This window comes from Paramesorhizobium salinisoli, from assembly GCF_003335045.1.
In the GTDB taxonomy this organism is placed as follows: Bacteria; Pseudomonadota; Alphaproteobacteria; order Rhizobiales; family Rhizobiaceae; genus Paramesorhizobium; species Paramesorhizobium salinisoli.
In genome coordinates, this window is record NZ_QOZG01000007.1 from 246,036 (window position 1) to 269,744 (window position 23,709).

Consider the following 23,709-nt stretch of genomic DNA (forward strand, 5'->3'; position numbering starts at 1 on the left):
CCAAGTGCTTAGTCTTCCGCCCCGGGGTTTGGTGCAGGAACATCAGACACCGTCATGCGCAGCATGTCGAATGTGCCGGACATATCGCCGATCTGCGAAAGCATGAGAGGGACGAGGAACATCGCGTAAAGCAGGATCAACACGCAGAAGAGCAGGTTTTTGATCGCCAGCGAAAGGTCGAATACGTGCAGTTGCGGCGAGAGGCGGGAGAGATAGGCAAGCATCAGATCCGCGATCAGGATGGCCAGTACAACAGGTGCGATGAGGAGCAGGGCGATCTGCATGATACGGTCGAGAGCGCCTAAAAGGGCGGAAACAGCCTCGGATCCCATGACGGGCGTAAAGCTGGCGATCGGCCACAGATCGTAGCTTCTGTAAAAGCCGTCCAGGAGCAACAGAAACCCGCCGGACATGAAGAAGAGCGCCACGAGCGAGATGCTGAACAGCGTCGCGGAAATGCTCGCCTCGTTTATTGCAAGCGGGTCGACGAGCTGTGCTGATGTGGAACCCCGCTGCAAATCGACAAGATCGCCGGCAACTTCCGCCGCCCAGAACGGAATGCCGAAGGCGATCCCGATGATGATCCCGATCACGAATTCTTTGATCATCAGGCCCGTCATGATGATGCTTGTGAGATCACGGTGTTCAGCCATGGCGGACATAATGCCGGGAACAACGGGAACGCTGATGGCGATCGCCACACCCGAGCGGAGAAGGCCGGTGAGGCCCAGCCGCGTGAACGCCGGTGTCACCACTACCACGCCGAGCGCGCGCGACATCGCCATGGCGGTCGCAATCAGCAAGGGATAGGCGAACTCGATAATGGAGAAGGTCGCGGCCGTTGCGTCCATAATGTGGCTCAGCGTGTCACGACGGGAAAGGTATCGAGCACCTGCCCGGCGAGATTGGTCACGTGCAGGGCTAGCGCCGGTCCGAAAACGATGAGCACGAGCATCACCGCGACGAGCTTGAAGGCCTGTGGCAGCGTCTGGTCCTGGATCTGCGTCAATGCCTGGATCAGACCGACGCTAATGCCGATCAGGATGGCGATGCCGAGGGCAGGCGCCGAAACCAGGAGAACCGTCAGCAGCGCATTCTGCATTTGGGAGAGAAAGATGTCCTGTCCCATCACGCTCACCCGTAGCTGAGGATGAGGCCGTGCATCAGCCGCGACCAGCCGTCGACGGCGACGAATAGGAATATCTTGAGCGGGATGGAGATCAGCGTCGGCGAAACCATCATCATGCCCATCGCCATCAGCACGTTCGAGACAATGAGGTCGATGACGAGGAACGGGATGTAAAGCAGGAAGCCGATCTCGAACGCCCGGGTCAGCTCCGAGCTGACGAAGGAGGGGATCAGCACCACCAGATCATCCGGCTGGAGATCCGCACGCGCTTCCGGCGACCAGACATTTTCGGTCGCGTTCAGGAAGAACTGTTTCTCCTTATCGTCGGTAAATCGGGATAGATGCTCCTGCAGCGGCGGCCGCAGCCTTTCGGCGGCTTCCCTGATTCCTTCGAGCGACTGCACATCGACGGGGCGACTTTCGATCAGGCGGTACATGTTCCCGACCAGGGGCGTCGTCACATAGACCGTCAGGATGAGCGCAATTCCGTAGAGCACGAGATTGGGCGGCGATTGCTGGATGCCCAATGCATTGCGGACCAGGAAAAGCACGATCGATATCTTGAGAAAGCCCGTCATGGTCACGACCGCCAGCGGGATGAGTCCGATGGTTGAGACCAGCAGGATGATCGGCAGCAGATTCGAGGAGGCACTATCCATTTTCGGCGATACGCACCACTCGAACGCCTAGACCCTCGCCGATCTTCACGAGGTCGCCTTTGCCGATGCGCCGGCCATTGGCGAGGATATCGACCGCGCTATCGACGCCGGGTGCGGTCAAAAGCACGCTGCCTTCCGCCAATTGCCGGATTTCACCGAGGGTAAGTTCACGGCGGCCGATCTCGAAAACAAGCTCGACCGGCAGATCGTCCAGATCAATGTCCTTCGCTTGTGGCTTGCCTGAGGGTCGGCTTTTCGCTTCCATGATCGTTCCCTGATTGTGATTGGATTTATGCCAGGAACCCGCAGCCCTGAAGCCATCAGGCCCCCTGAGCGCGCGTGCGGCATATCGGTTGGCCAGCAGCGCTTCCGCCTGATCTTCCCGTGCTTCATCGATGAGGACGATATCACCCGGGCGAAGGCTCGTGAGTTCTGCATAGCTCAGCGACTGACGACCGGCCATTATCTGCAACGGCACCGGAATATCGTCACCGATGGTGTTCTGCGCTGGCGGCGCGACGCTGGGGAGGTATGCGGCCATAATCTCCAGGGCACCGATCGGCAGATGCAGCTCCGCGATTGCCGCGACATTGCTTGAGACCACCTGCCACGGTGTCTTGATCAACGGCGTCTCCGGTTTTCCGGCGCCGTCGAGATGGACCGGTTGCCCGATATCGTCCTCCAGCTTTTCAAGCACGTCCGCCAGCGCATGTTCCATGAGGAGCGCGAGCGAGACCGGGGAAAGGCCCGAAGCGGCTTTCCCACCCGTTACCGGCTCAAGCACCCGTTCCGCTATCGCCAAGGGCAGGGCGAGCTTTCCCTCCCACGAACCGATCGTCAGCGGCAGTTCGACGAAAGGCCGAGTGATCGATGCCCAGGGCCTGGCAATATGGATTTCGACAGTCAGACCTTCATGCGGCAGGCTCAGGGGCAGCCGGGGACAATAAAGCGCATTCAGACTTTCAAGGCAGCCCATGGGTAGCCTGGGCAGCCACCGATCCGCTTCCATGACCTTCGATGAATTTGAGGCCAATTGTATCCGTTCCGCCCTCATTTGCCGGCGCGCCTTCTCAAACCGGAAGTGGAGCGCAAGGCCGACTGCTCCTCCTCTTCCAATTCGCTCTGCATTGCCGCCTCGCGGTGCCTTTGCTCAAGACGCTGCTGTGCCAGCAAAAGGATCTTGTCATGCTCGCGCAACCTCCGGTGATGTTCCCGGTGCTTTTCCTGCTGCCGCTGCGTTTCGGCCGCTAGAAGGTCCTTGGCAGACTGCTCAGCCTGCTTCAGATCGTCCGCCTTCCGGGCGAGTGCATCCATAAATTCACGCTCCTGCGCGAGTGCCTGGCTGCTGACGGGCTGAAGCGCCATCTGATCGATCGCCGCCTGTTCCTGCGCGCGCCGCATATCGTCGTGCCGGGCTATGTCCTGGACGGCAGCGTGCACGCCGCTCTCCGCCTGCCGCCGCACCCCGTTCTGCAGCAAAAGCGCATTCTCACTGAGCGTCATGCGCATGCGACGCAGCTTCAGAAGCCTTTCCAGATGTCGCTCATTGGTCATGAGGCAAATTCACCCATTCGCGCGACGGTGGACGAAAACGCCGCTGGCTCGCCGGTCTGTTGCCTGAGGAAATCCTCTATGTGTTGCCGCTTGTCGATCGCCTCGTCCGATTTCGGATCATTGCCGCGCTGATATTCGCCGACGCGCAGGAGAAGCTCGATATCGTCATAACGTGCCAGAAGCTCGCGAAGATAGGCTGCGCTCGCCCGATGCGCCTTCGAGGTGACGCTATCCATAAGGCGGCTGCGGCTGCGCAATATGTCGATCGCCGGGAAGTGATTGCGCCGGGCGAGTTCGCTGCTCAGAACGATATGGCCGTCGAGGATGGATTTCGTCTCCTCGGCGACCGGATCGAGCGTGCCGTCGCCCTCCGTCAGTACCGTGTAGAGCCCGGTGATCGATCCGCCGGTGCCCGGCCCGGCCCGCTCCAGCAGTTTCGGCAGGGCTGCGAAGAGCGACGGAGGAAAGCCGCGCCGGGTCGGCGGCTCGCCCGCCGCCAGCCCGATCTCGCGCTGTGCGCGCGCAAACCGGGTAATGCTGTCCATGAGCAGCAGAACGTGATGACCTTGATCGCGGAAATATTCGGCGATGGCCGTCGCTCCATAGGCGGCCTTGACCCGCTCCATGGCCGGCCGGTCGGAGGTCGCGACCACGACGACGGACCTTTTCCTGCCTTCGGGGCCGAGCTGGCGCTCGATGAAATCGCGCACTTCGCGCCCGCGCTCGCCGATGAGCGCGATGACGATGATGTCGGCCTGCGTACCGCGCACGATGCTGGAAAGCAGGGCTGATTTGCCGACGCCGGGCTCGCCGAAAATACCCACGCGCTGGCCGCGCGCAACGGTCATGAAGCCGTCGATCGCCCGGATGCCCAGTTGCAGGGGCTGATCCACGAGATCGCGGGAAAGCGGCTGTGGCGGTGCGTTGTGGGTCGGATAATAGGCGGCGATGTGCGTGTCGGTGCCGTTTTCCCGGCTCAGGATTTCGCCCATCGGGTTGAGGACACAGCCGAGCAGGTCGGGGCCTACAGGCACCTGCAGGGCATATCCCATGGGAATGACCTCGGCCTGCGTCGACATGCCATCGAGATCGCCGATCGGCGTCAGCACAGCCTCTTCATCATCGAAACCGATCACCTCGGCGGGTACCGTGCGGCCCGAGATCGGGTCGCGCAGGTGGCAGAGTTCGCCAATGCGCACCATGGGTACCGTGGCATGGACGATGATGCCAGTTATCCGGCGCACCCGGCCATGCAAAGGGCGCGTCTCGGTCGCGAGAACGGCTCGGTGGAGTTGCTGCATCCGCTGGCTGAAATCGAGCACCATCATCTCACGCGCCATCAGGGATCTCCCCATGCGCGGCGGTGAGCGCCGCCCTGATGGCCGATAATTGCGAATCAAGCCCGGCATTCATCACCGCCACGGGACTGGCGATGACGCATTGATCGCCCGTCAGGCGGGGATCCGCCATTACGGCGAATCCGGTCTGCGCCAGCTCCGGGCGGCTTTCGCCAATTAGTTTCTCCACTTCGTCCGCTATATGCGGCGCGACGCTGACCGTTACCTGCTGTTCGCGGCGAAAGGCCGAAAGCGCTTGCTGCGCCAGCATGCTGACGAGCTCGGCGTCGCGATAGCGCCCCAGCAGCTTCTCGACAACGGCAAGGCTGAGGTCGACGACCTGCTGGTCGAGCCCGGCCAGATAGCGATTGGCCTTTGCCGTGACCTCGGCCAGAAGGGCGGCGGCTTCGTGCTCGCCTTCCTGCCGCCCGGCCTCGAGCCCCTGTCGGCGGCTTTCCTCATAGGCTTCCCGCGCCGCAACGCGTTGGCGTTCTGCCTCCTGCTGGGCGGCCTGCAACAGGGCATAGCCATCCCTCCAGTAATCGGCTTCCTCATGCCGGATGATCTTCACCGGCGGTTTGGGAGGGAGTGCGTTCATTGGCGGCCACCAGCGATTTCTGCAGTGTCGTCCGATTGCGCGAGACGTCGCGCGATCGCGAAGCATTTCTCGCGCTTTTCCGCGCTGGCGGGGGGTATAAAGGAGCGATCTTCCGGCAGCTTCAACTGCAGCCAGGCCTGAAGCGCGGGGGGCATTGACGCATGCCAGCTTGCGAGGCAGGCATCGCCATCGTCTCGAACGAGCGTCCTCAGCGTCTCTGCATCGTCGGGTCTTGGTTCGTTGCCGGCGAGATCGCGATGGGTCAAGGCAAGCGCGAAGGCCGTTTCGCCGACGATCGCCTTCAATGTAGCGACGGCGCTGGCGCGGATTTCTCCCGACAGCACATGGGCCCAATAGACGGCGCCCGCGGACCGGGCAAATTCGGCAAGCTCGTCCTGCGACATCAGCATCAGTCGCAGGTCGCTCTTATCGGCCGTCATTTCCATGGGAAATGCAGGCAGACCATAATGATCGACAACCAGCCGCTCCAGACGTTTGGCGATGCGGGGAGAGGTGGCAAGCTGTCCGGCCGCCTTCAGCGTGACAATCTCGTCGAGGCAGGCGGCAATGCGCGAGGGATGCACAAAGCGGAGTGGAGTTGCCGCAATGTCGGTCCATTGCTTCGCCGGTTCATTACCGTGTTCGGCCGCCACGAATTCTGCCGCTGTCATTTATTCGAGCTTATCGGTTCAAGTTGATAGGTCTTGCGGCCGCGATCCCGCCAGAAGGTGAAAGCGAGTGTTCCCCCGAGGGCCAGGATGATGGCGACAAGTCCTCCGAATATCCACATCGCACGGCTGACGCTGGCATCCAGCATCCATACACCGAGGAAAGGTGTGAGTTTGGCAGGTGCCGGCGCGCTCAGCCTCGACGGAGGCGCGGCAACGGGAACAACGGAAACCTTTTCATAGGTCAGTCCCGCAATGCCGTTGGCCACAAGGGTCTTGATCTGCGGTATCAAGGCATTGATGTCGAGATTTGGCTCGTGGCGGATGAAGACCGAGGCAGATGCCGGTACGGCATTGCGCTGCAATGGATCATTGCCCGGCAGGACGACGTGGACCCGAGCCGACAGAACACCATCGATCTCGGACACTGTCCTGGAAAGCTCCTCGCTCAGCGCGTAGATCATCTGCGCACGCTCCTGAACTGGAGAGGCGACCAGCCCCTCCTGCTTGAAGACGCTGCCGATTGTTGCGAACTGTTCCTTCGGCAGGCCCGCTTCGCTCAAAATGTTGACGGCCTGGGCGAACTGGCTCTTCTCGACAGTGACGGTCAGCTTGCCGTCCTTCTGCACAGTGCGGCTGGCCGAAATGCCGTTGGCCAACAGTGTCGCCACCATCATGTTGGCTTCGCGCTCACCGAGGTTGGAATAAAGCTCCGCCTTGCATGCCTGCAGCAAGATCGCAGCGGCGGCGATTATCATCCATCGTATCGCAATGTGCCGCACCCGCGCTCTCCCCGATGATTGGATCATTGACCCTTGAGAAGGGTGTTGGCCGCACCCGCAACCTGCGTGGCGCCGCGCACCACCATCTGGGTTTCAATGGAATGATCGAACATCATGCCAAGCGATGCCACCACTCGCTGGATCTGCTTGTCGCCAACGCTTTCCGCCAGCGGTGAGGCCGTGCCGTTCCCCAATGCTTTCACCTCGGCTGAAAAGCTGGCAGGGACCGGGGTATCCTCTCCGCTGACCAGGCGCTGCGCGCGGCTCGATAAGCTGCCGCTACGCTCGACGAACCCCTTGAGGTCTTCGAGCATGGTGCGCCCGAGATCCGCCGGGCTCGCCTGTTGCGGTAGGGTGCGCACGTTTTCAGCCATGAACTCAAAGAGGTTTTGAGTGTGTTGGGAAACGGGAGAGTGAAGTCCCGCACCCGTTGCCCCCGCAGCGTCTGGCAGGGCAGCAACCATCTGGATTCCGGACATGATCGGCTCCATTTTTTCAGGGCACGCCTTTTAAAAGGCGTGCGGATTATTCGTCGGACATCGCCTCATTCAGGATTTCACCGGATTGCTGCATCATCAGCTGTCCGATGAGCGTTGTGCCGGCCTGGGTCATGGCCTGCTGCAGGGCAGCATCGAAGGCTTCCTGATCGGCCAGATCAGGCGTTTGTTCCACATTCGCAGGGGCGTTGACCGGTTGAACGGACATTCGGTTCTCCTATCGTTGCTGGTTGATTTTATCTGAGAGCTGGTTCTGCGGTTCCATTTCCGCCGCTAGGGTCGGATGGCTGGTGACGATCTCATCGCGGCGCCCGCCGCGGAAGACCCGCACGCGGGGATCATCCGCCTGCGTCTGCGGCGGCGGCTGGACCGTGGATACGACCTGACGGACCATCGCGATGTAGGATGGCGGTCCCGATACGCGCAGCGCGGAGGAATGCGGTGTGAAATAGATGGAGAAGCGCGGATCGGTCAGGCGCAGGCGCTGCATTTCGTCAAGCACTCTGGCGCCGCTGGCCCGGCCCGCATCAATGATCTGTGTGGTGAATTCCTCGCTGGAATTCACGTGCAGGACTGAACCGTCGAAATACCAAACGAGGCCGTTTGCGGCAGCCAGTTCGCGCAGGAATTCGCCGGCGGTCTTGGCCTTGATTTCGCCCCGGACCTGGCCGCGCACGCTATCGGAAATATCGACCGGGATACCGAGATTGCGGCCGAATTCCCTTAGTGCGCCACGTGCATCCTGATCGATGAGTACATAGGCGTAGGGCCTGTCCAGAAGGTCCAATTCCGCACAATGGGCAGGAAACGTGGCGGCAAGCCATGCGATCCCGCCCGCTGCAAGGGCGGTGCTCCATCGTCTGCCGGCAGTCTTGTCCAACAAGAACATTGCTGTCTGCACGAAGGCCTCCGGATCGAACGGAAAGGGACTTGCGAAATCATAATGGCCGGCGCTCTCCACACCGGATCATACTGGTAGGTCAGACTATCGCCTAAGCTTTCGAAATCAAGTGACAATTGTTTGTCAGTTTTGGAATGAGTAATTAAATACAACAGGTTGATACAATATGTGATTTCACTAATTTTCGCCAAAACGGCGCCTCTGGAAACGAACTGATACAATAAACTTTTTGATTATGAAATCCTTATCCCAATTTTTGGCGCATTTATGACACGAATTGTGCAAATTTGAGCCCCAATTTGTTGGGTTGCTACTTCGTTAAAACCACTTAGATTGCGCCTGCCCGTAATGGTTCCGTTGCATCTCGCAGCGAAAGCTTCTGGACAAGGGGGTCATGCGGGCATGCAGTTCACCGTCTTCAAATGTCCACTACTGAAGGAACATTCATATGAGCGGCGTATCAGGAATCTCCTCATCGACCGGTTCGGACGCTTCGATCGCAAAGATGGAAGCGGCTTTCGACAAGGCAATCGAAAAGTCGGCGAAGGTGACTGAGATCACGACGGAAAAGAAGGCGGCTCTCGATGCTGCCAAGCAGCGTCCGCAATAATCCGAATTAGAGGTTCGCGGGCGGCACAGGCCGCCTGCGGATTTCCGCGTGAATTTAAGTTTATTTCCATTGCTATCCAAGCCCGGGCGGATGGGCCTGGCTGCATCGTAACGGTCAGGTCGTTATAGCTGGAGCGTGAGATCATGGTACTGACTGCTGGGCTACCGGTTCCCCAATCAGACGTGCAGTTTCATGTGACGGCCGGGGTGCATCGGGGCGTTTCCATTCCTCTTGAGGGGACGGCATGGCGTATCGGCTCCACGTCCGATTGTGATCTGACGCTCAGTGACGCCGGGGTGGAGGCGCATCATGCGACCCTGCGTCTTGAGCGCTCGGCGGTTCTCGTCGAGGCGACCGGCGGCCCGGTCACGGTAGTGCATGGTCCCCTGATACCGGTCGGTCATGGCGCACGAGTTCCGCTGCCCGCCGAGTTGCGACTTGGCGCCGCTCATGTGAAACTGTCGGGTTGGCAAGCGCGGCGTTCCGCCCGGATCAATATCCCTGGAGGGCGCTGGATTGCCGGGAGTGCGGTTTTGTCCCTCATGTTCATCGCGGCGGTGAATGCAGGCGCCGGCGGAATGTTCCAGTCGCGGCAGGAGGTGGCGGCGCTCGAAACTGCGCAGACAGCCCAGGCCGCCGATCCGATCAAGACGTCGACCGCGCTGGCCAAGGTTTCGCCGGAGGCGGCATTGGCCGAGGAGCTCAAGGCGAAGGGGCTGGAGCATCTCGCCATCGACAAGGACGGCGCGCGCCTGATCGTGACGGGCAGCCTGTCGCCGCAGCGTCACAATGACTGGATCAATATACAAAAGTGGTTCGACCAGACCTATGGAGGCGCCTACGTTCTGACGAGCGAGGTCGGTCCCGAGGCGCCGAAGACGAAGCCTAGATTCAATCTGCAGGCCATATGGTTCGGAGAAGCGCCGTACGCCGTCGCGGCGAACGGCACGCGGCTTTATCCGGGTGCGGTGCTGCAGGACGGATGGGTAATCAAGGACATCAGCAACGGACTCATGGTGGTCCGCAAGAACGATGAGGAATTTACCTTAACTTTCTGAACGGCCGGAAAGGCTGCGGGGAACAGGTATGACGCTTGAATTGCGCCGCAACGGCGACTGGCAGCGCAGGGAAATGGGGCTCTCTGCCACAGATAGCGTGACGGAGACTGTTGTCTCCAGACGCGTCGGCGCCTTTGAGGCGTTGCTGGGCAGCGCGCAACGACCGGCAAGCAGGAACAGGGGCTTCATCCGGGACGAAATTACCCGGCTGACGAAGCCGAAGGTCAGCGATCCCGGCATGTTCAACCCGGTCCGGTCGCAGGAAATCCTCACATACGTCATGCAGGATCTGCTGCCCGGACTAGGCATCGAGGCAGACGTTGCATCGATCACCGCCGCCGTTCTCGCCGAGGAGATCGAAAGCCGCCGCGATCTTCACGACCGCATGGGCCGGGAAGCGGGCGATCAGGAGATCGGCGGGTGGGAGATGGTGGATTGACGGTCGACACGCGCCAGAGCGCTGAATTCCTGCACGGTCTCGGCTATCTCTACTGCCGCGGCGGCAATCGCGATCGCGGGCTGGTCTTTCTGCTTTTGGCAACGCGGATCGCGCCCGAGGATACGAATATCCTGCGCACGCTCGCCACTGTGTTTCTTGAAACGGGAGCTGCTGACCGCGCGCTTTCCGCCATCGAAAAAATCAGCGCAATCGAGGGCGAGGAAGCCATCGATCTGCAGTTGTTGAAAAGCCGGGCGCTGTGGGTCAACGGTGAGAATGTAAGCGCGCATCGCGCATTTCTTGATTATCTCAGGGCCGCAGCATGAGTACAGTCGCCGCCCTGAACGGGTTCGCCAGGCGGGCCGCCAAGCGCACCGACATCGTCATTGCTGCGTTCATGATGCTGGCCGTCGTGATGATGATCCTGCCGATGCCGACGGTTCTTGTCGATCTCCTCATCGGGTTGAACATCGCCTTCAGCCTGCTCATTCTGGTGGTGGCGTTCTATATCTCGAAACCGGTGCAGTTTTCCGCACTGCCCTCTGTCATTCTCCTTGCGACACTCTTCCGCCTTTCGCTCTCCATCACCACCACGCGCCTCATCCTCCTGCAGGCCGATGCGGGGCAGATTGTCTCGGCCTTCGGCGAATTCGTCATTGCCGGCCAGGTGATCATCGGGCTCGTTGTCTTCCTTGTCATCACCATTGCCCAGTTCGTTGTCATCACCAAGGGTGCGGAACGCGTGGCGGAAGTGGCGGCGCGCTTCACGCTCGATGCCCTGCCCGGCAAGCAGATGAGTATCGACAATGAGGCGCGGAACGGTGATATCGACCAGGACGAGGCGCGCCAGCGCCGCCGGAATCTTGAGCGGGAGAGCCAGTTCTACGGCGCCATGGACGGCGCGATGAAGTTCGTCAAGGGCGACGCTATCGCCGGGTTGATCATCATCATCGTCAATCTCGTCGGCGGCCTCTTCGTTGGCATGCTGCAGCACGACATGCGTTTTTCGGAAGCCGCGGAGACGTATTCGCTCCTGTCGGTCGGCGACGGCCTGATCGCACAGATTCCAGCGCTCCTGATAGCGGTCGGTTCAGGCGTTGTGGTCACCCGCGTCGCCTCAGAGCATGATCAGGATCTCGGCTCCGAGATCGTGGGTCAGCTCATCGCCGATTCCCGTGCGCTGGCGCTTGCCGCAGTGCTGTTGTTCGCCATGGGCTTCGTCCCGGGTTTTCCGACACTGGTCTTTTTCGGGCTCGGCGCCGGAGCCGGTGGGCTTGCCTATCTCATTCATCGACGTGATGCGTCGAGGACGGCCGGTGAACAGGAACCGGAGACCCTGGGCGAGGTGCAGGAAACTAACCGTGAAGACGAAATGGCGGCGCTGAGCAGCAAGCCGTCTTCCCGCCTCATCGCGTGGGTTGGCCGCGATCTGGCGGCACAGGTGCACCCGCAGCTCTTCCGACAACTGGCCGACCGGGCGCGTCATGACCTTTTGAACGATCTCGGCGTCAGTGTGCCCGCGATCGACCTGAGGGTGGATCCACGGTCGGGCGGAGAGGAGTTCCGCATCGATCTCGAAGGCGTGCCGGTCATCAGCGGTGCCATTCCGACGGGATATCTGCTCCTGACGGGCGATCCGGTGGACCTTGATCTCATGAAGGTGCCCTATCGGCGCGGGCCGACGCCGGCGGGGGACCGCGAGGCTGTATGGGTCGAGGAAATCCATGCCGAGGCGCTCCGTGAAGCAGGGATCGGCTTCGAGGAACCATCTGCCGTGCTCACCCATGTCCTTGCCGATGTGCTGCGCAGATATGCTTCGCACTTCATTGGCCTTCAGGAAACGAGACTGCTCCTGATGCAGATCGAGGAGGACTATGGGGATCTGGTCAAGGAGGCGGTGAGCGTCGCCTCGCTGCAGAAAATATCCGAGGTTCTCCGCCGCCTGGTGGAGGAGGATGTCCCCATCGGCAATCTCCGGGTGATCCTCGAAGCGATCGTGGAGTGGGGCCCGCGCGTCCAGACGGCTTACGGGCTGGTCGAGCATGCGCGGGTGGCGCTAGCCAGACAGATCAGCCATCGCAATGCCGAGATGAACCGCGTCATCTCGGCCTATGTGCTGACGCGCCATGCCGAGGATGCCATGCGCGCCGCGCTCGAGCGCGGGGAGGGTGGGGGATTTGCCGGTATTCCCGAGCAGATTGCCAAGCCGATCGTCGAGCAGATCCGGCAATATAGCGAGAAGGCAAGCCCGGATGCCGTGCGGGCGGTGCTGATCTCGATGGATATCCGCAGGCATCTGCGCAATCTGCTCGTTCGCAACGAGATCAGGCTTCCCGTCCTCTCGTATCAGGAAATTGCGTCCGAATTCAGTGTCCAGTCCCTAGGCGCCATTTCCCTCCCGCCACCGCCTCCGCTTCGCCAGATCCGCAGCAGCGAACCCGCCGCGTCACCTCAGGCCTGAATATGATGGGTCCGAAAGCGTGCCGTCCTGTTTCGGAAACAGCGCCAATGAATGAATTTGCAATCAGGTGCCTAGCATTGATGACAAGACTGATCCCGCTGCAAATCCTCCTCCTGGTGGCGATTTGCCTTGTGTTCTCCATCCCGGGCATGGCGCAGACGGTCAAGGTCGATGCCAATGCGGGGCAGGCGGTCCAGTTGACCAAGGGACAAGGCCAGATCCTGCGGTTCGACCAGCCCGTGGAGTCGGTCTTTATCGCCGACACATCGGTCGCTGACGTCCGCGTCGTCTCTCCGGGCGTGGTCTATGTCTATGCCACGAAGATCGGCGCGACCAATCTGATTGCGCTCAGCCCCGATCAGAGCATGCGCGGCACGGTGCGTATCCACGTGGTTGGGGATGAGACGGCGCCGCAACAATCCATGCAGGCGCTGCAGCCCAACTCGACGATCGATATCAGCCTGTTCGGCGATCAGGTGGTGGGAACGGGCCGGGCGAAGAATGTCGGCGAAGCGCTTGATGCCAACAGCGTGCTGCAGAGCTATTCCCCGCCCGATACCCCGCCCCTGAACAACACGACGATGGCGGGTACCAATCAGGTCAATATCCGCGTCCGCTTCGCCGAGGTTTCGCGAAATGAACTGCTCAGATACGGGTTGAACTGGAGCGTCTTCGTCAATACCGGCTCGTTTTCCTTCGGCTATGTCTCAGGCGGGAGAGAGGGTGTCAACAGCGGGGACAGCGTCAACGTCGATGTTCTGCTCGATGCTTTGCAGGACAACGGCATCCTGACGATCCTCGCCGAACCCAACATCACCGCCGTCACCGGCCAGACGGCGAGTTTTCTCGCAGGCGGCGAAATCCCGATTCCCGTTCCGGTGGGCGACCGGCAGATCGGCATCGAATACAAGCAGTTCGGCGTCTCCCTCCTGTTCACCCCGACATTGCTGCCCAATGATCGTATCGCGCTTCGGGTCCGTCCTGAGGTCAGCAGCGTTTCCAGCGCCGGCAGCGTGTCGATCGGCGGCCTGAACGTACCCTCCCTCCAGGTGCGCCGTGCCGACACGATGGTGGAGGTCGGCAGTGGCCAGACATTTGCGATCGCCGGGCTTTTCCAGCGGCAGGAGAGCCATGAGATCGAGAAAACGCCCGTCGTCGGGGACGTTCCGATCCTCGGCGAATTGTTCAAGTCAAAGCGCTTCCAGCGCAACGAGACGGAGCTCGTCATTCTGATCACGCCCTATCTGGTTACCCCCTCTTCCGAGCGCCGCTTGAAAACACCGCTGGACAGCCCGGAGGGAGCGCTCTCCGGTCCGCGACAGACCGCCAAATCGCAGGCTGCAAAACCCACCGTCAATAAGGGATATGGATTCTATGTCGAGTGATTACCCTCGCAGCCATAGGTCCATGACGAAGGTGGCGTTCTGCCTTTGCGCCATTTCCGCACTGGCGGGTTGCGCCAGCAAGGCGCAGCCTTATTCGCCGGATTACCACTATGTTGCGGTAGGTGGCGGAAGCGTGGGCAAGGGCCCGGTCCGCAAGGGTTATGATATGCCGCAGGCGAATGCGGTACTGGTACCCGACGCCTGCACAACGCCTGACACGGCGGCACAGCCGCTGTATCTGCCGTCGGGCTGTGCCAACAACCTCAACCTCCAGTTCATGGTCGCGCGCGAGCAGGATCTGCTGCGGGGCCGCGACATGGGGCCGGCGATGGCGGCGCCCGTCGCCCGTGCCGCGCAAACCTACATTTCGGGCACGCCGACCGATGAGCAGAGGCGGCGGCAGCAAAATCTGGGAAGTGAGGAACAGCTTTCGAATTGACGCCGGGATTGGAATTGGACGGCTCAGACCGACGCCAGAAGGCCGATCGCGCGGGCGCGTGCGACCGGGTCGCTGATCGAGCGCAGCTTCACGGCTTGCTTCAAAATCCGTTCCTTGCTGGCTTTCGGCATATCGGGGACGTTAACGGCACGGGCTTCGTCTGCTTTGCCCGCAAGGCTCAACACGATAATATAATTGACGAAATGGCGGCGCCGGGCGAGCGGCGACTGGATAACGGTGCGCATCGTCGCAACTCCGGCGTCCGCTTCACTCGACAGCGCCTCCGCCAATGCCAGATTGGTCTGAGCGTCGAGATTGCCGGGCTCGAGCGCGACGGCTTTCCTGAACGCGGCTTTCGCTTCGTCACTGCGGCCGGCCAGAACCAGGGCAGTGCCGAGCTTGTTATAAGCGGCGACTGTGCCGGCCGCCTGGGCGGCAGGGGTGAGGGTACGCACCGCGGCTTCGGCTTCGCCGTTGTGCAACTGCGCCGTGCCGAGCCCAAGCAGGGCCTGGGGTTGGTTCGGGCTCTTTTGCAACGCTGCGCGGAAAGCTTCCTCGGCGCCCTTGAGATCATTTGCCTTCAGCCGCGCCTCGCCAAGCCTGATATTGACCGACGGGTCACCGGACATTTCGGCCGCGCGTTCATAGAGCGCCAGGGCCGTGGTGCTGTCGCCGCGGGTCTCGACATCCCTGGCGATCTTCATGAGGCGGGAAGGATCGTTAGCCGGCTTTTCAGTGGTTCCGGTCGTTGTGCCTGTGGTCGTACACGCCGAAAGACCGGCGGCCGCCACGGTGGCGACAAGGTGGCCGAATCGATGAATTTTCATCCCGCTTCCTCTCTTTGCGCGGATACTAATCAATCGGCATGTTTACGCAATTGCGAAGCGGTGCATCGCCGCGACTTTGCGATAAATCATGGGGGCCTGCGACCGTGAACGAGACCAGTGAAGAAAAAACGCTTCCCGCGTCCGAAAAGAAGATCAGGGACGCGCGCAAGAAGGGGCAGGTGCTGCATAGTCCGGATCTGATCTCCGGCATTAGCATTCTTTGCTGCACGATCTTTCTGATATTTCTCGTTCCAAGAATCGAGATCAGCGCCAGGTCGATGCTTGACGAAGCCTCTCATATCTATGAAAGGCCGTTTACCGAGGTCTGGCACCGCCTGAGCACGATTGCCGCGGAAGAGCTGCTGACCACCGTCATCCCCATTCTGGCGATCACGGTTGCCGCCAGCATTCTCACCAATATTGCCATAACGAAGGGCTTTGTCTTCTCCTTCAAACCGGTCGAGCCGGATTTCGAACGGATCAATCCGGCTTCCGGCCTCAAACGGCTCTTTTCGTTGAAGAGTGTCGTGGAATTCGGCAAGTCCTCATTTAAGATCCTGACGCTTGCCACCGCCTTCGTGATCGTCTTCCGCACCGGTATCCAGGCGCTCTTTGAATCTCCCGCCTGCGGCGGGGCATGCACGCGGCCGACATTCCTGGCGATGCTGCGCCCCCTCATCGTCACTGCCATGATCGTCTTCCTTGTTGTCGGGCTTTGCGACGTATTCCTGCAGCGGTGGCTGTTCCGGCGCGACATGCGGATGACGAAAACCGAGAGCAAGCGCGAGCAGAAGGATATGGAGGGCGATCCGCTTCTGCGTCGCGAGCGGATGCGCCGGCGCCGCGAACTGGCTGGCGCCAGGACCGGGTTGCAGAACGCTTCCCTTCTCATCGGCGATCCGGACGGAATGGTTGTCGGCATTCGCTATCACCGTGGCGAGACGCCGGTGCCGATCGTGGTTTGCCGGGCGAGGGGCGATGCCGCCCGGACGATGCTCCGTCAGGCCGGCGAACAGGGCACACCATTTTCTCGGGATGGAGAACTGGCGCGGCAGATCGCGGCCGGCGCTTCCGTCGGCGAGCCGATACCCGAAAGCTGCTTCCAGCGCGCTGCGAACAGTCTCGTCGCCGCCAATCTGATCTGATGCCGACCACCAGGGAGTTTTTCGTGACGATGACCAGATACAAAGGGATAACGCTGCTTTGCCTCTGCGGCTTCGCCGGATTGTACGGTTCGGTGGCTGTCGCGCAGCCATTGAACGATGCGCCACCGGTGTTGGACAAGAAGACCGGCTTGGTGAAGATGGGCGATGGATATCTCGATTTCCTGCTGCAGCCCGCAGACCGTTTTTCGCAGCCGGCGGAGCGCGGAAGCGATCATACGGCTTCTCCCACCGCCCCCGGCCCGACGGTGGTGCACTATGCAACCAGCGAAGCGCCGGGAACGATCGTGATCGAAACAGGCCGGCGCGCGCTCTTCCTCGTGCAGGGCGATGACAGGGCCATCCGTTATGCGGTGGGGGTCGGACGCGAAGGGTTCGGCTGGACGGGCGCGGAATATATTTCCGCAAAGCGGGAATGGCCGGATTGGCGCCCGCCGGCGGATATGCTGGCCCGGCGGCCGGACCTGCCTGCCCATATGCCCGGCGGGCCCGACAATCCGCTGGGCGCGCGCGCCCTCTATCTCGGTGACACGCTTTACCGCATCCATGGTTCCAACGAGCCGGAAACCGTGGGCCGGCAGGCGTCGTCTGGCTGTTTCCGGATGCGCAATGACGATGTCGTTGACCTTTATCGACGCGTAAAGATCGGAGCCAAGGTTGTCGTATTGTGATCGAGCTCCCGTACGCTCGGATTGACATCACTGGCACGCGCAGACAGGGCCCGGCCATTTGCATGAATTCTCCTATTTATGCCATGTAGGAGACAAACCATGATCACCCTGGTGCCCATCGATGCCAAACCGCGAGACTTTTCCTCTGCGCCCCTGACAGATGATGAGGCGGGAGCGGTGTTTCGGGCCGCCCTCAATCTTTCCGTCTGTGGGATATCACGGACGGTCAGGCGGCTACGCTGCTTGATTTTACCGGTGCGGACCTATCGGCGCTGGAAGGCCGGCGAACTCGGCGCATGGATCGCGACACCAACGGCTCTCGAACCTGATGGCTATCCACAAAACACTTGGGTTGATCTTCCGTGAACCACAGCGTGGATATGCCTAGATTCAGGCGCCAAATGGCGTCACGACACGAAAGTGGTCGATCTGTCCGACATTTGAGAACGTAGGTGATCACGTGGCGAGGATCGAAGTTTCCCGCCGCATGGCCTTAGATCAACGCCGTCCGTCGGGGTCCAGATATAATCGCCGGTGAGGCTGATGTGCTGCCAGCCGAGCGGGGTAATGTGCTTGATGACGTCGGGCGGCGTGGAGATATCCTCCCGGTTGAGTTCGGTGAAAGCAGGTTCGAGATAAAGCGTGTTCCGGTAGACGATGGCGTTGATCAACAGGTTCAATCCGGATGCTCTATAGAACTGGCTCTCGAAGATCCTGTCGCGCAATTCTCCGAGACGGTTAAGAACAGCGCGCGGGAAGAGTGTTCTGTGCTTCGCTCTTGTTGAGGTCTGCAGTCGTGTTTCTGCGCATTTCGGATTTTGCCACCACTGGGGTAGGAAGATGGACCGATTGATGCGGCCGAGATCGCAGAGCGCCAGCGCCGGTCCGTTCTGACGCGGGAACGCGGATAGCTTGGCCAGCAGGGTCGTCTCTCGCATCAATGATCGCGTGGCATACTTTCGAAACATCCTTCAGTGGCTTCTGCACCTCCCGAACCGACCGGCTCACGCGAGCGGCCGCCTGATTGTCGGCTCGCCGGGTCAGGATGGCGATCTCCAAGACATCGTGCGGACGCTGAAAGCGAAAAGCGTGGCGTTGCGCGCGACCGAACAGCCGATCGACACGGCGACAGCGAGCGGCAAAGCGTTTCTGGATATGCTCGGCGTGTTCGCCGAGTCCGAAACAAACCTGCGGCGGGAGCGGCAAATGGAAGGGATCGCGGCAGCGAAGGCCAGAGGCGTCTACAAAGGGCGGCCTGATTTCGGAGGCCCAGCCAGCAGAAGGGCGCGCCAGCCAAGTATATTTCAGATGGAATAAAGCAGAAAATCATTACAAATGGAATTTTTTTGTTGTGCACAACCGCTGGAAGTACATAATTCTGTCACTGGGGCTCGATGGACGACCGCTCGCGGAGGGGGTTGGTCATTCCAGCGAGGAAAGCGTGATGTTGGTCGGGGAAGTATAGCAAGGAGGGACAATGGCTACGATTGACAGAATTTTTAACAGATTGACGCCGTTTTTTAACAAAGCAAATCAAAATTCATCCGTCATCTGGAATAGGATCGTTGAGCAAAACGGCTCCAGGAATACCCCGGAAACATTGACGAACAACTTCGTCGATTCTGCAGAGAATCCCGTTGGAGATAGCCAGCCCCGAAACAATACTGTTACTCACACGAACGGGTTTGACCATTATCAGAACGCTCCCCTCGCCTTCGGGTACCATACGCAGCAGACAGGCGGGAACGAGCCGTTGGTGCCGGTCAACAATGTCACTCCGGCGCAAGAACCGAGAACCGAGCTCGACGGCAGCAATCCCGCGAATAACAGCCCCACGGGCCAGATCACCTATAGGGCGCAGGAAGGCGATTCGCTCATCGAGATCGCGCGGCAGCTCGGTTACGACCAGGATCTCGACCCAGAAGTGGCGGAAAAGCTTGGCTTCGACCCCGACAAGGATTATGCCGAGCAATATGCGGAGCTTTTGACGCGGATCAATCCCGAAATGCGCCCGGATCCCGGCGGCCTGCCGGAGACGCATGTGCTCACGGTCCTCAGCGACGAGCGCATACAGGATATCCAGGGAATGTTCGAGATTCTCGATGGATCGGACTCCATCGACGATCTGTCGAACGCCCAGAAAGGGGAGTTGCAAGGGCTTGTGGACGCCGAGCTCATCTCCGCCGCCGGCATAATGGACGGTGAAGAGTTCGAAACTGAGCTAAATGAGATCAGGGACCATTTGCAAGCCGTTCTGCCGCAAGCCGAGGGCTTGTCGGACCTGATCGACTCCCGGGCCGAGTCCTTTAGTATGAACATGAACGGGCTGTTTTCCAGCCTGCGGGAAAGCGGGGCGGCAGCGGTTGAGAGCGGAGACTGGAGCGCCTTCCAGGCAGAACTAGAGGATGTCTTGCGCAGCAAGATCAATCCGGCCTACCCAACCTCACCCGATTTCGATAGCGATCAGGTCGTAAACGACTTCATAGCGGAACTGGCTTTTTATGGCCCAATCGATGCTGAAACGCTGAAGGTGGATCAGGGCTACCTCGACGCGCTGGAGGCTGCAAATCATCAGGTGATGGTCACCGATGTTGCCGAGAGGATCACCGATGGCGATTCGCTGGAACTTCAATTGTTTGGTGTTCCCGCCGATCGGGCCGACCAGATCCTCGTCGAGCTTTCGGAGATGCCGCCGACCGGAACTTATGGAGACGAGGACAATCCGCCGACTTCGCGGCTGGCCGAGATTGTCTATCCGCTGCAGGAGACTTCTGCGGACGGAGATGGGACGATCTCCGACGAAGAAGCAGAACTGCTCAGCGATTTGAACGTAGTCGCCACCCAGGCCGGCGCATCTGCGGAACTCGATGAAAACGGGCGGATGCAGATTCCCGAAGGCGTCTCTCGCTTGGCGAAACTGTTGGTGGACGCAGATAGCGGCCACCTAAACCCTGAAGCGGGAACGGCTGGTGACCGGATGCTGCGATTGGGGATTGCAGAAAGCATCGGTAACGGAGACGGGGCGACCCTGGCGATTGCCATGGCCGACCAATACGCGAAAAAAGGCGGCTGGGATGGAGCTGCCGACAACATGCTGCATATGATCTCCGTCGGCGTCAACAAACTGACGCAAGACGCGGATCAGACCACGCAGGATTATATTCGCCTCTTCGGTGATCCACAGTATGCTGGGGCTAATCTGGAGGGACTTGTTCCCGAGGAGGATCGCCAGCAAGCGATCGGCGCTACCGAACAAGGGAACCTTGAGGAGAACCCTGAAACCGTCAGAGATTTCGAGCGTCTTTTTGCCGGGGCGGTCGCGACGAACGCGGCCCTGGAAGCCTTGCCCGAGTCATTGCGCAACCTCGAGGGAACTGGCCTCGATGGCTATGAGCGTTTGACCGGCGAGCACGGAGACCTGAAAACAACGCTTCTCGGCAACGAGAACGACAAAAACGCAATCTCAATGATTGGGGCATCCGGCTTGGGCATGCCACAGGAGCCGCTCCCCACCTTGACGCTGGAGCAGGTCGGGACGAGGCTCGAGGATTCCGAACTGTTTCAGGAATATGCTTCCCTCTACGAGAATGTCTCCGAGGAAGAGTTCAACACGGTATTCAACGATGTTCTGGACACCTATGGCAAAATAGAAGACCAGCTCGCAAATCCGGATTCCAACATTATCGATCTTCCGCCCGGAATGGCGGAACTACCAGGACCGGTGAAAGAGGTTCTGAACGGTCTGGAGGGCATGAGCCGCGAGGAAGCACTTGCGGCACTGCGCGACCAGCCCGTCCACGGCGCATCGCTGCTGATGACATTGGAAGCGCTTGAGAATGGGCAGCCCAATGGCCCAAGCGGCGGTTTCCTCTCGCGCGAAATCAAGAATTCGAGCCTGCAGGTTTCAACGGCTTTGGTAAATCCGTCGCCCATTGCGGAAAACATCGCCAATCGCTGGGGCCCGAATTTCGAGCCACAGGAAGGTTTGCGTAGCCAGCGGGCCGCGGCGATTCCCTTCAGCTCCGTCAGCGGCGCCCTGAATATCTGGGGCTTCGATGAGTTCATAGCCTCCGACCGTCTCGACGATAAGGCCTGGGCGATGGTCTTCGGCACCCTGGCTGGGCTGGATATGACACGTGTGGCGGCCGCCGGTGTCCAGAACTTCTTCATTCCACAGGGCAGGCACGTCAGGCCGTCAACGGGAATGGGTAGCATCTTCAATCAGGGCGGGCGCCTTGACCGGTTTACCCGTACAGGATTCGTGAACGGCCCTGGCGCTGTCAGAGTCCTCGGAAACACGGTTTCGGCGGTGACGGGGCCGATCGCCTTCTGGACCGCGGGCACGGAATTTTCCAACGGCAATACGCTGGGCGGTGTCGTTTGGACCTCCATGGGTGCCGCCAGCACGGCTCACGCCGTCGCGATACTTGCCGGCTCCTCCTGGGCGGGACCGTTGGGTTGGATTTCAGCGGCGGTTTGGCTGGGCGGCGCAGCAATCTTGCACTGGAAATCGAATGAGAACCAGCGCACCTATTTCGAAGCAGACATGAAGTCCATTCTAGCCAATCTGGAACCGCCCGTGAACGAAGAGCGCGCGGCGATCCTGGCAGAAGGCAGAGACGATTTCGGCGCCTCCGATGAGGCGGTCGGCCGTCCGCTGTTCCCGCTCCTGGAACAATTGGCCGAGTATCGCGGCTATGACACGCCTGAAGAGAAACAGGAGTTTTTCAAGTATATTCTTTACAATGAGGATGCATTGCCCAACGACATGCTGAGGGAGTTGTCCAACGCCTCGAAGGGAATCATCGTCGATCACCAATCTGACGACGACGGATACCTGATGGAGTCACGGGCCGCGGACGAGCGGGGCTATTATCCTCAGCCGCTAACGATCGAGCAGTTGAACAATTGGATAGAGGGCACGATTCCCGAAGGACAAACGATGGGCATGCTCAATAATCCTGGAATCGAGCTGCCGCCGATGAGGAACTAGTACCGCTCCCCAAAGATTCTGACGGGTTGGTGAATTATCGTGAGATGGGCAGCGCCTCGGGCTCGATGAGCAATTGAATGCTCCTAGCCAATGTTCGTTTCTGTATAACTTCTTTGGTAGAGCGCCCGGATTCGATTTAGCATCCTTCAAAAATGGACCCCGCCTCTTCTACAACGGTGGGGAAAGCTGCTCATACGAGGCAGGAGGGCTGGATACGGACGAGAAAAGCGGCAGCTTGCTATTTTCGAAGTCCCTGCTGGCGAAATCAATGATGGACCGAAAGGGCGTAGCGGTGATCTTCGTAGTTCCGTTCTCCACCTCCGTTTGATAAGACCGGGCAACATCCTAAACGCGCAGTGGAAAGCCTTTGACCCATCGAATGTTTGTGGCGTTTGCCGGGGGCGGTGCGAAGGCACTGATTCATCTCGGCGCTCTAAGAGCGCTGGAATCAAAGGGTGTCGATTTCAGAGGGCTCTCTGGCACATCCGCGGGAGCATTGGTTGCGACGCTAAAGGCCTCGGGGTTCTCAGCAGATGAGCTTTTGAACCCACTCGACAAATCTTCCGTCATATCGCGGCTTGGCGAGATTAGGCCCTCCATCAAACAGGCAAAGCATCTGTTCGGGAGATGGGGATGGTGGAAAGTCTGGCTTTTTCGCACCGCGATGCCGATGTTGCCGACTATTTTATGCGTCTCGCTGGTGGGTGTAGCACTCGCTCTTATTTCGGTCGGTGCGTTCTTGGCATGGGGTAGAATTTTTCTAGCCGCAGCTATTTTCACTGCACTGATTATTTTTCTTGGCTGCGTCGCGACGTCGCTTTTATCAGGACTCGCTAGATCGCGGGAGTTTTCTGAAGCCCTCGGCATCCTCCTCCAGCAGCGGATGTTCCCATCAGAATCGGGACGCGTCGTTCGAATGAGCGACTTTGGCCGCGACGGTCGGCCGATCCTCAAGATCGTAAGCGCCAATCTGACGACCGGGAAGATGGAGCTTTTTTCTCCTGAGCGAACGCCGAATGTCCCTGTGGCGGATGCGGTCGCTGCCTCCATCTCCCTTCCGATCATATTCGAACCGCTGATCATTGACGAAAACTTGCATATGGACGGAGGGATTGTCTCAAACCTCCCTGCCTGGCCGTTTGATGAAGAGCGTGAACTTGATCCGGATGCCATCACCCTCGCCGTCGAGATCCAGACAGCCAAGGAACGGCGCATCCTCAATCGGCTAAATTGGCTAGGTGCCTTCATTCAAACTGGACTGTTCGGCTCTTCCGAACTTAATCTTCGTGCTGCCGGCCAGGCTGAACGGCTCGAACTTTCAACAAGCTTGCATCTTCTCGAGTTCGATCTGTCCGTCGATAGGGCCGTTAAGAAGGTCCTCGATGCGGAAACGGCGGCAACGGCCAAATTGGAGCTTCGACCTTGCGGATCTGCATGCGGCTGTGAAGCAGGCCCTCCAGCTCGGAGCGATCGGTTTTGACGCCGTCAAGCATCTGATCCTGTGCCGGGTAGAGCGCCGCCCGCCGCGATTGGACCTG

General features: G+C 59.9%; 26 protein-coding genes and 1 pseudogene. 13 read left to right on the forward strand and 14 right to left on the reverse strand.

Annotated elements, in window-relative coordinates:
- Window positions 1–8: 8 nt before the first annotated feature.
- Genes sctT through DUT91_RS17830 form a run of 12 tightly spaced genes read right to left on the reverse strand, consistent with a single transcriptional unit; the run spans window position 9 to window position 8,125 of the window.
- Window positions 9–851 carry a type III secretion system export apparatus subunit SctT gene (sctT, locus tag DUT91_RS17775; RefSeq protein ID WP_114441830.1) on the reverse strand — a complete coding sequence of 281 codons (843 nt, stop codon included), beginning with the start codon at window positions 849–851 and terminating at the stop codon, window positions 9–11.
- An 8-nt stretch (window positions 852–859) separates the two neighbouring features.
- Window positions 860–1,129, reverse strand: coding sequence for an EscS/YscS/HrcS family type III secretion system export apparatus protein (locus tag DUT91_RS17780; protein WP_114441831.1), 270 nt, complete (start codon window positions 1,127–1,129; stop codon window positions 860–862).
- Window positions 1,130–1,134: 5 nt separating this feature from the next.
- Window positions 1,135–1,788, reverse strand: a complete 654-nt coding sequence (sctR, locus tag DUT91_RS17785) for a type III secretion system export apparatus subunit SctR (RefSeq protein ID WP_114441832.1) — start codon at window positions 1,786–1,788, stop codon at window positions 1,135–1,137.
- Window positions 1,781–2,821 (reverse strand): type III secretion system cytoplasmic ring protein SctQ, encoded by a 1,041-nt coding sequence (sctQ, locus tag DUT91_RS17790; protein WP_160113673.1) that lies wholly within the window; start codon window positions 2,819–2,821, stop codon window positions 1,781–1,783. The genes sctR and sctQ overlap by 8 nt, the downstream gene beginning before the upstream one ends.
- Window positions 2,822–2,838: 17 nt before the next feature.
- The gene (locus tag DUT91_RS17795; RefSeq protein WP_147272206.1) at window positions 2,839–3,297 is read right to left on the reverse strand and encodes a hypothetical protein; all 459 of its coding nucleotides are present in this window, start codon (window positions 3,295–3,297) and stop codon (window positions 2,839–2,841) included.
- A gap of 41 nt (window positions 3,298–3,338) precedes the next feature.
- Window positions 3,339–4,643 (reverse strand): FliI/YscN family ATPase, encoded by a 1,305-nt coding sequence (locus DUT91_RS17800; RefSeq protein ID WP_245419784.1) that lies wholly within the window; start codon window positions 4,641–4,643, stop codon window positions 3,339–3,341.
- A gap of 28 nt (window positions 4,644–4,671) precedes the next feature.
- Entirely contained in the window at window positions 4,672–5,277 is a 606-nt protein-coding gene (sctL, locus tag DUT91_RS17805; RefSeq protein ID WP_114441835.1) for a type III secretion system stator protein SctL, read from the reverse strand.
- Window positions 5,274–5,948 carry a hypothetical protein gene (locus DUT91_RS17810; RefSeq protein WP_114441836.1) on the reverse strand — a complete coding sequence of 225 codons (675 nt, stop codon included), beginning with the start codon at window positions 5,946–5,948 and terminating at the stop codon, window positions 5,274–5,276. The genes sctL and DUT91_RS17810 overlap by 4 nt, the downstream gene beginning before the upstream one ends.
- The gene (sctJ, locus tag DUT91_RS17815) at window positions 5,945–6,727 is read right to left on the reverse strand and encodes a type III secretion system inner membrane ring lipoprotein SctJ (RefSeq protein ID WP_245419781.1); all 783 of its coding nucleotides are present in this window, start codon (window positions 6,725–6,727) and stop codon (window positions 5,945–5,947) included. Before sctJ ends, DUT91_RS17810 begins: the two co-directional genes overlap by 4 nt.
- Before the next feature lie 23 nt (window positions 6,728–6,750).
- Window positions 6,751–7,206 (reverse strand): hypothetical protein, encoded by a 456-nt coding sequence (locus DUT91_RS17820; protein WP_200835005.1) that lies wholly within the window; start codon window positions 7,204–7,206, stop codon window positions 6,751–6,753.
- A gap of 46 nt (window positions 7,207–7,252) precedes the next feature.
- A complete protein-coding gene (locus DUT91_RS17825; RefSeq protein ID WP_114441838.1) occupies window positions 7,253–7,432 on the reverse strand; it encodes a hypothetical protein in 180 nt (59 codons plus the stop codon).
- Window positions 7,433–7,441: 9 nt separating this feature from the next.
- A complete protein-coding gene (locus tag DUT91_RS17830) occupies window positions 7,442–8,125 on the reverse strand; it encodes a type III secretion protein (RefSeq protein WP_147272207.1) in 684 nt (227 codons plus the stop codon).
- A 448-nt stretch (window positions 8,126–8,573) separates the two neighbouring features.
- Between DUT91_RS17830 and DUT91_RS26220 the strand changes: the two genes are divergently transcribed.
- The 7 genes from DUT91_RS26220 (at window position 8,574) to DUT91_RS17860 (ending at window position 14,517) form a co-directional block, all read left to right on the forward strand.
- Window positions 8,574–8,735, forward strand: a complete 162-nt coding sequence (locus tag DUT91_RS26220) for a hypothetical protein (RefSeq protein WP_200835006.1) — start codon at window positions 8,574–8,576, stop codon at window positions 8,733–8,735.
- Between the two features lie 143 nt (window positions 8,736–8,878).
- Window positions 8,879–9,793, forward strand: a complete 915-nt coding sequence (locus DUT91_RS17835) for a SctD/MshK family protein (protein ID WP_114441840.1) — start codon at window positions 8,879–8,881, stop codon at window positions 9,791–9,793.
- Between the two features lie 28 nt (window positions 9,794–9,821).
- Window positions 9,822–10,232, forward strand: a complete 411-nt coding sequence (locus DUT91_RS17840; protein ID WP_114441841.1) for a hypothetical protein — start codon at window positions 9,822–9,824, stop codon at window positions 10,230–10,232.
- Window positions 10,229–10,558 (forward strand): tetratricopeptide repeat protein, encoded by a 330-nt coding sequence (locus DUT91_RS17845; RefSeq protein WP_114441842.1) that lies wholly within the window; start codon window positions 10,229–10,231, stop codon window positions 10,556–10,558. Before DUT91_RS17840 ends, DUT91_RS17845 begins: the two co-directional genes overlap by 4 nt.
- Entirely contained in the window at window positions 10,555–12,693 is a 2,139-nt protein-coding gene (gene sctV / locus DUT91_RS17850) for a type III secretion system export apparatus subunit SctV (RefSeq protein ID WP_114441843.1), read from the forward strand. The genes DUT91_RS17845 and sctV overlap by 4 nt, the downstream gene beginning before the upstream one ends.
- A gap of 80 nt (window positions 12,694–12,773) precedes the next feature.
- Complete coding sequence (locus tag DUT91_RS17855; protein ID WP_114441877.1) at window positions 12,774–14,078, forward strand: type II and III secretion system protein family protein; 1,305 nt, start codon at window positions 12,774–12,776, stop codon at window positions 14,076–14,078.
- Entirely contained in the window at window positions 14,068–14,517 is a 450-nt protein-coding gene (locus DUT91_RS17860) for a CpaD family pilus assembly protein (RefSeq protein WP_245419782.1), read from the forward strand. The genes DUT91_RS17855 and DUT91_RS17860 overlap by 11 nt, the downstream gene beginning before the upstream one ends.
- 23 nt (window positions 14,518–14,540) lie before the next feature.
- Here the strand turns inward: DUT91_RS17860 and DUT91_RS17865 are convergent, their stop codons facing one another.
- On the reverse strand, window positions 14,541–15,344 hold the full coding sequence (locus tag DUT91_RS17865) for a tetratricopeptide repeat protein (protein ID WP_114441845.1): 804 nt from the start codon (window positions 15,342–15,344) through the stop codon (window positions 14,541–14,543).
- A gap of 104 nt (window positions 15,345–15,448) precedes the next feature.
- On the opposite strand from DUT91_RS17865, the gene DUT91_RS17870 reads away from it, so the two are divergent.
- From DUT91_RS17870 to DUT91_RS17880, 3 genes are all read left to right on the forward strand, one after another.
- Complete coding sequence (locus DUT91_RS17870) at window positions 15,449–16,489, forward strand: EscU/YscU/HrcU family type III secretion system export apparatus switch protein (RefSeq protein WP_114441846.1); 1,041 nt, start codon at window positions 15,449–15,451, stop codon at window positions 16,487–16,489.
- Between the two features lie 29 nt (window positions 16,490–16,518).
- Window positions 16,519–17,178 carry a L,D-transpeptidase gene (locus DUT91_RS17875; protein WP_200835007.1) on the forward strand — a complete coding sequence of 220 codons (660 nt, stop codon included), beginning with the start codon at window positions 16,519–16,521 and terminating at the stop codon, window positions 17,176–17,178.
- Between the two features lie 99 nt (window positions 17,179–17,277).
- The gene (locus DUT91_RS17880) at window positions 17,278–17,544 is read left to right on the forward strand and encodes a hypothetical protein (RefSeq protein ID WP_200835008.1); all 267 of its coding nucleotides are present in this window, start codon (window positions 17,278–17,280) and stop codon (window positions 17,542–17,544) included.
- 41 nt (window positions 17,545–17,585) lie between these two features.
- Here the strand turns inward: DUT91_RS17880 and DUT91_RS17885 are convergent, their stop codons facing one another.
- A complete protein-coding gene (locus DUT91_RS17885) occupies window positions 17,586–18,146 on the reverse strand; it encodes a Tn3 family transposase (protein WP_114441848.1) in 561 nt (186 codons plus the stop codon).
- A 79-nt stretch (window positions 18,147–18,225) separates the two neighbouring features.
- Between DUT91_RS17885 and DUT91_RS17890 the strand changes: the two are divergent.
- The 3 genes and pseudogenes from DUT91_RS17890 to DUT91_RS26700 all read left to right on the forward strand — a co-directional run.
- Window positions 18,226–18,432: pseudogene (locus DUT91_RS17890) on the forward strand (recombinase family protein); the annotation flags it as partial.
- Between the two features lie 223 nt (window positions 18,433–18,655).
- Complete coding sequence (locus DUT91_RS17895) at window positions 18,656–22,171, forward strand: hypothetical protein (RefSeq protein WP_147272208.1); 3,516 nt, start codon at window positions 18,656–18,658, stop codon at window positions 22,169–22,171.
- Window positions 22,172–22,550: 379 nt separating this feature from the next.
- On the forward strand, window positions 22,551–23,651 hold the full coding sequence (locus tag DUT91_RS26700) for a patatin-like phospholipase family protein (protein ID WP_114441850.1): 1,101 nt from the start codon (window positions 22,551–22,553) through the stop codon (window positions 23,649–23,651).
- Window positions 23,652–23,709 lie beyond the last annotated feature (58 nt).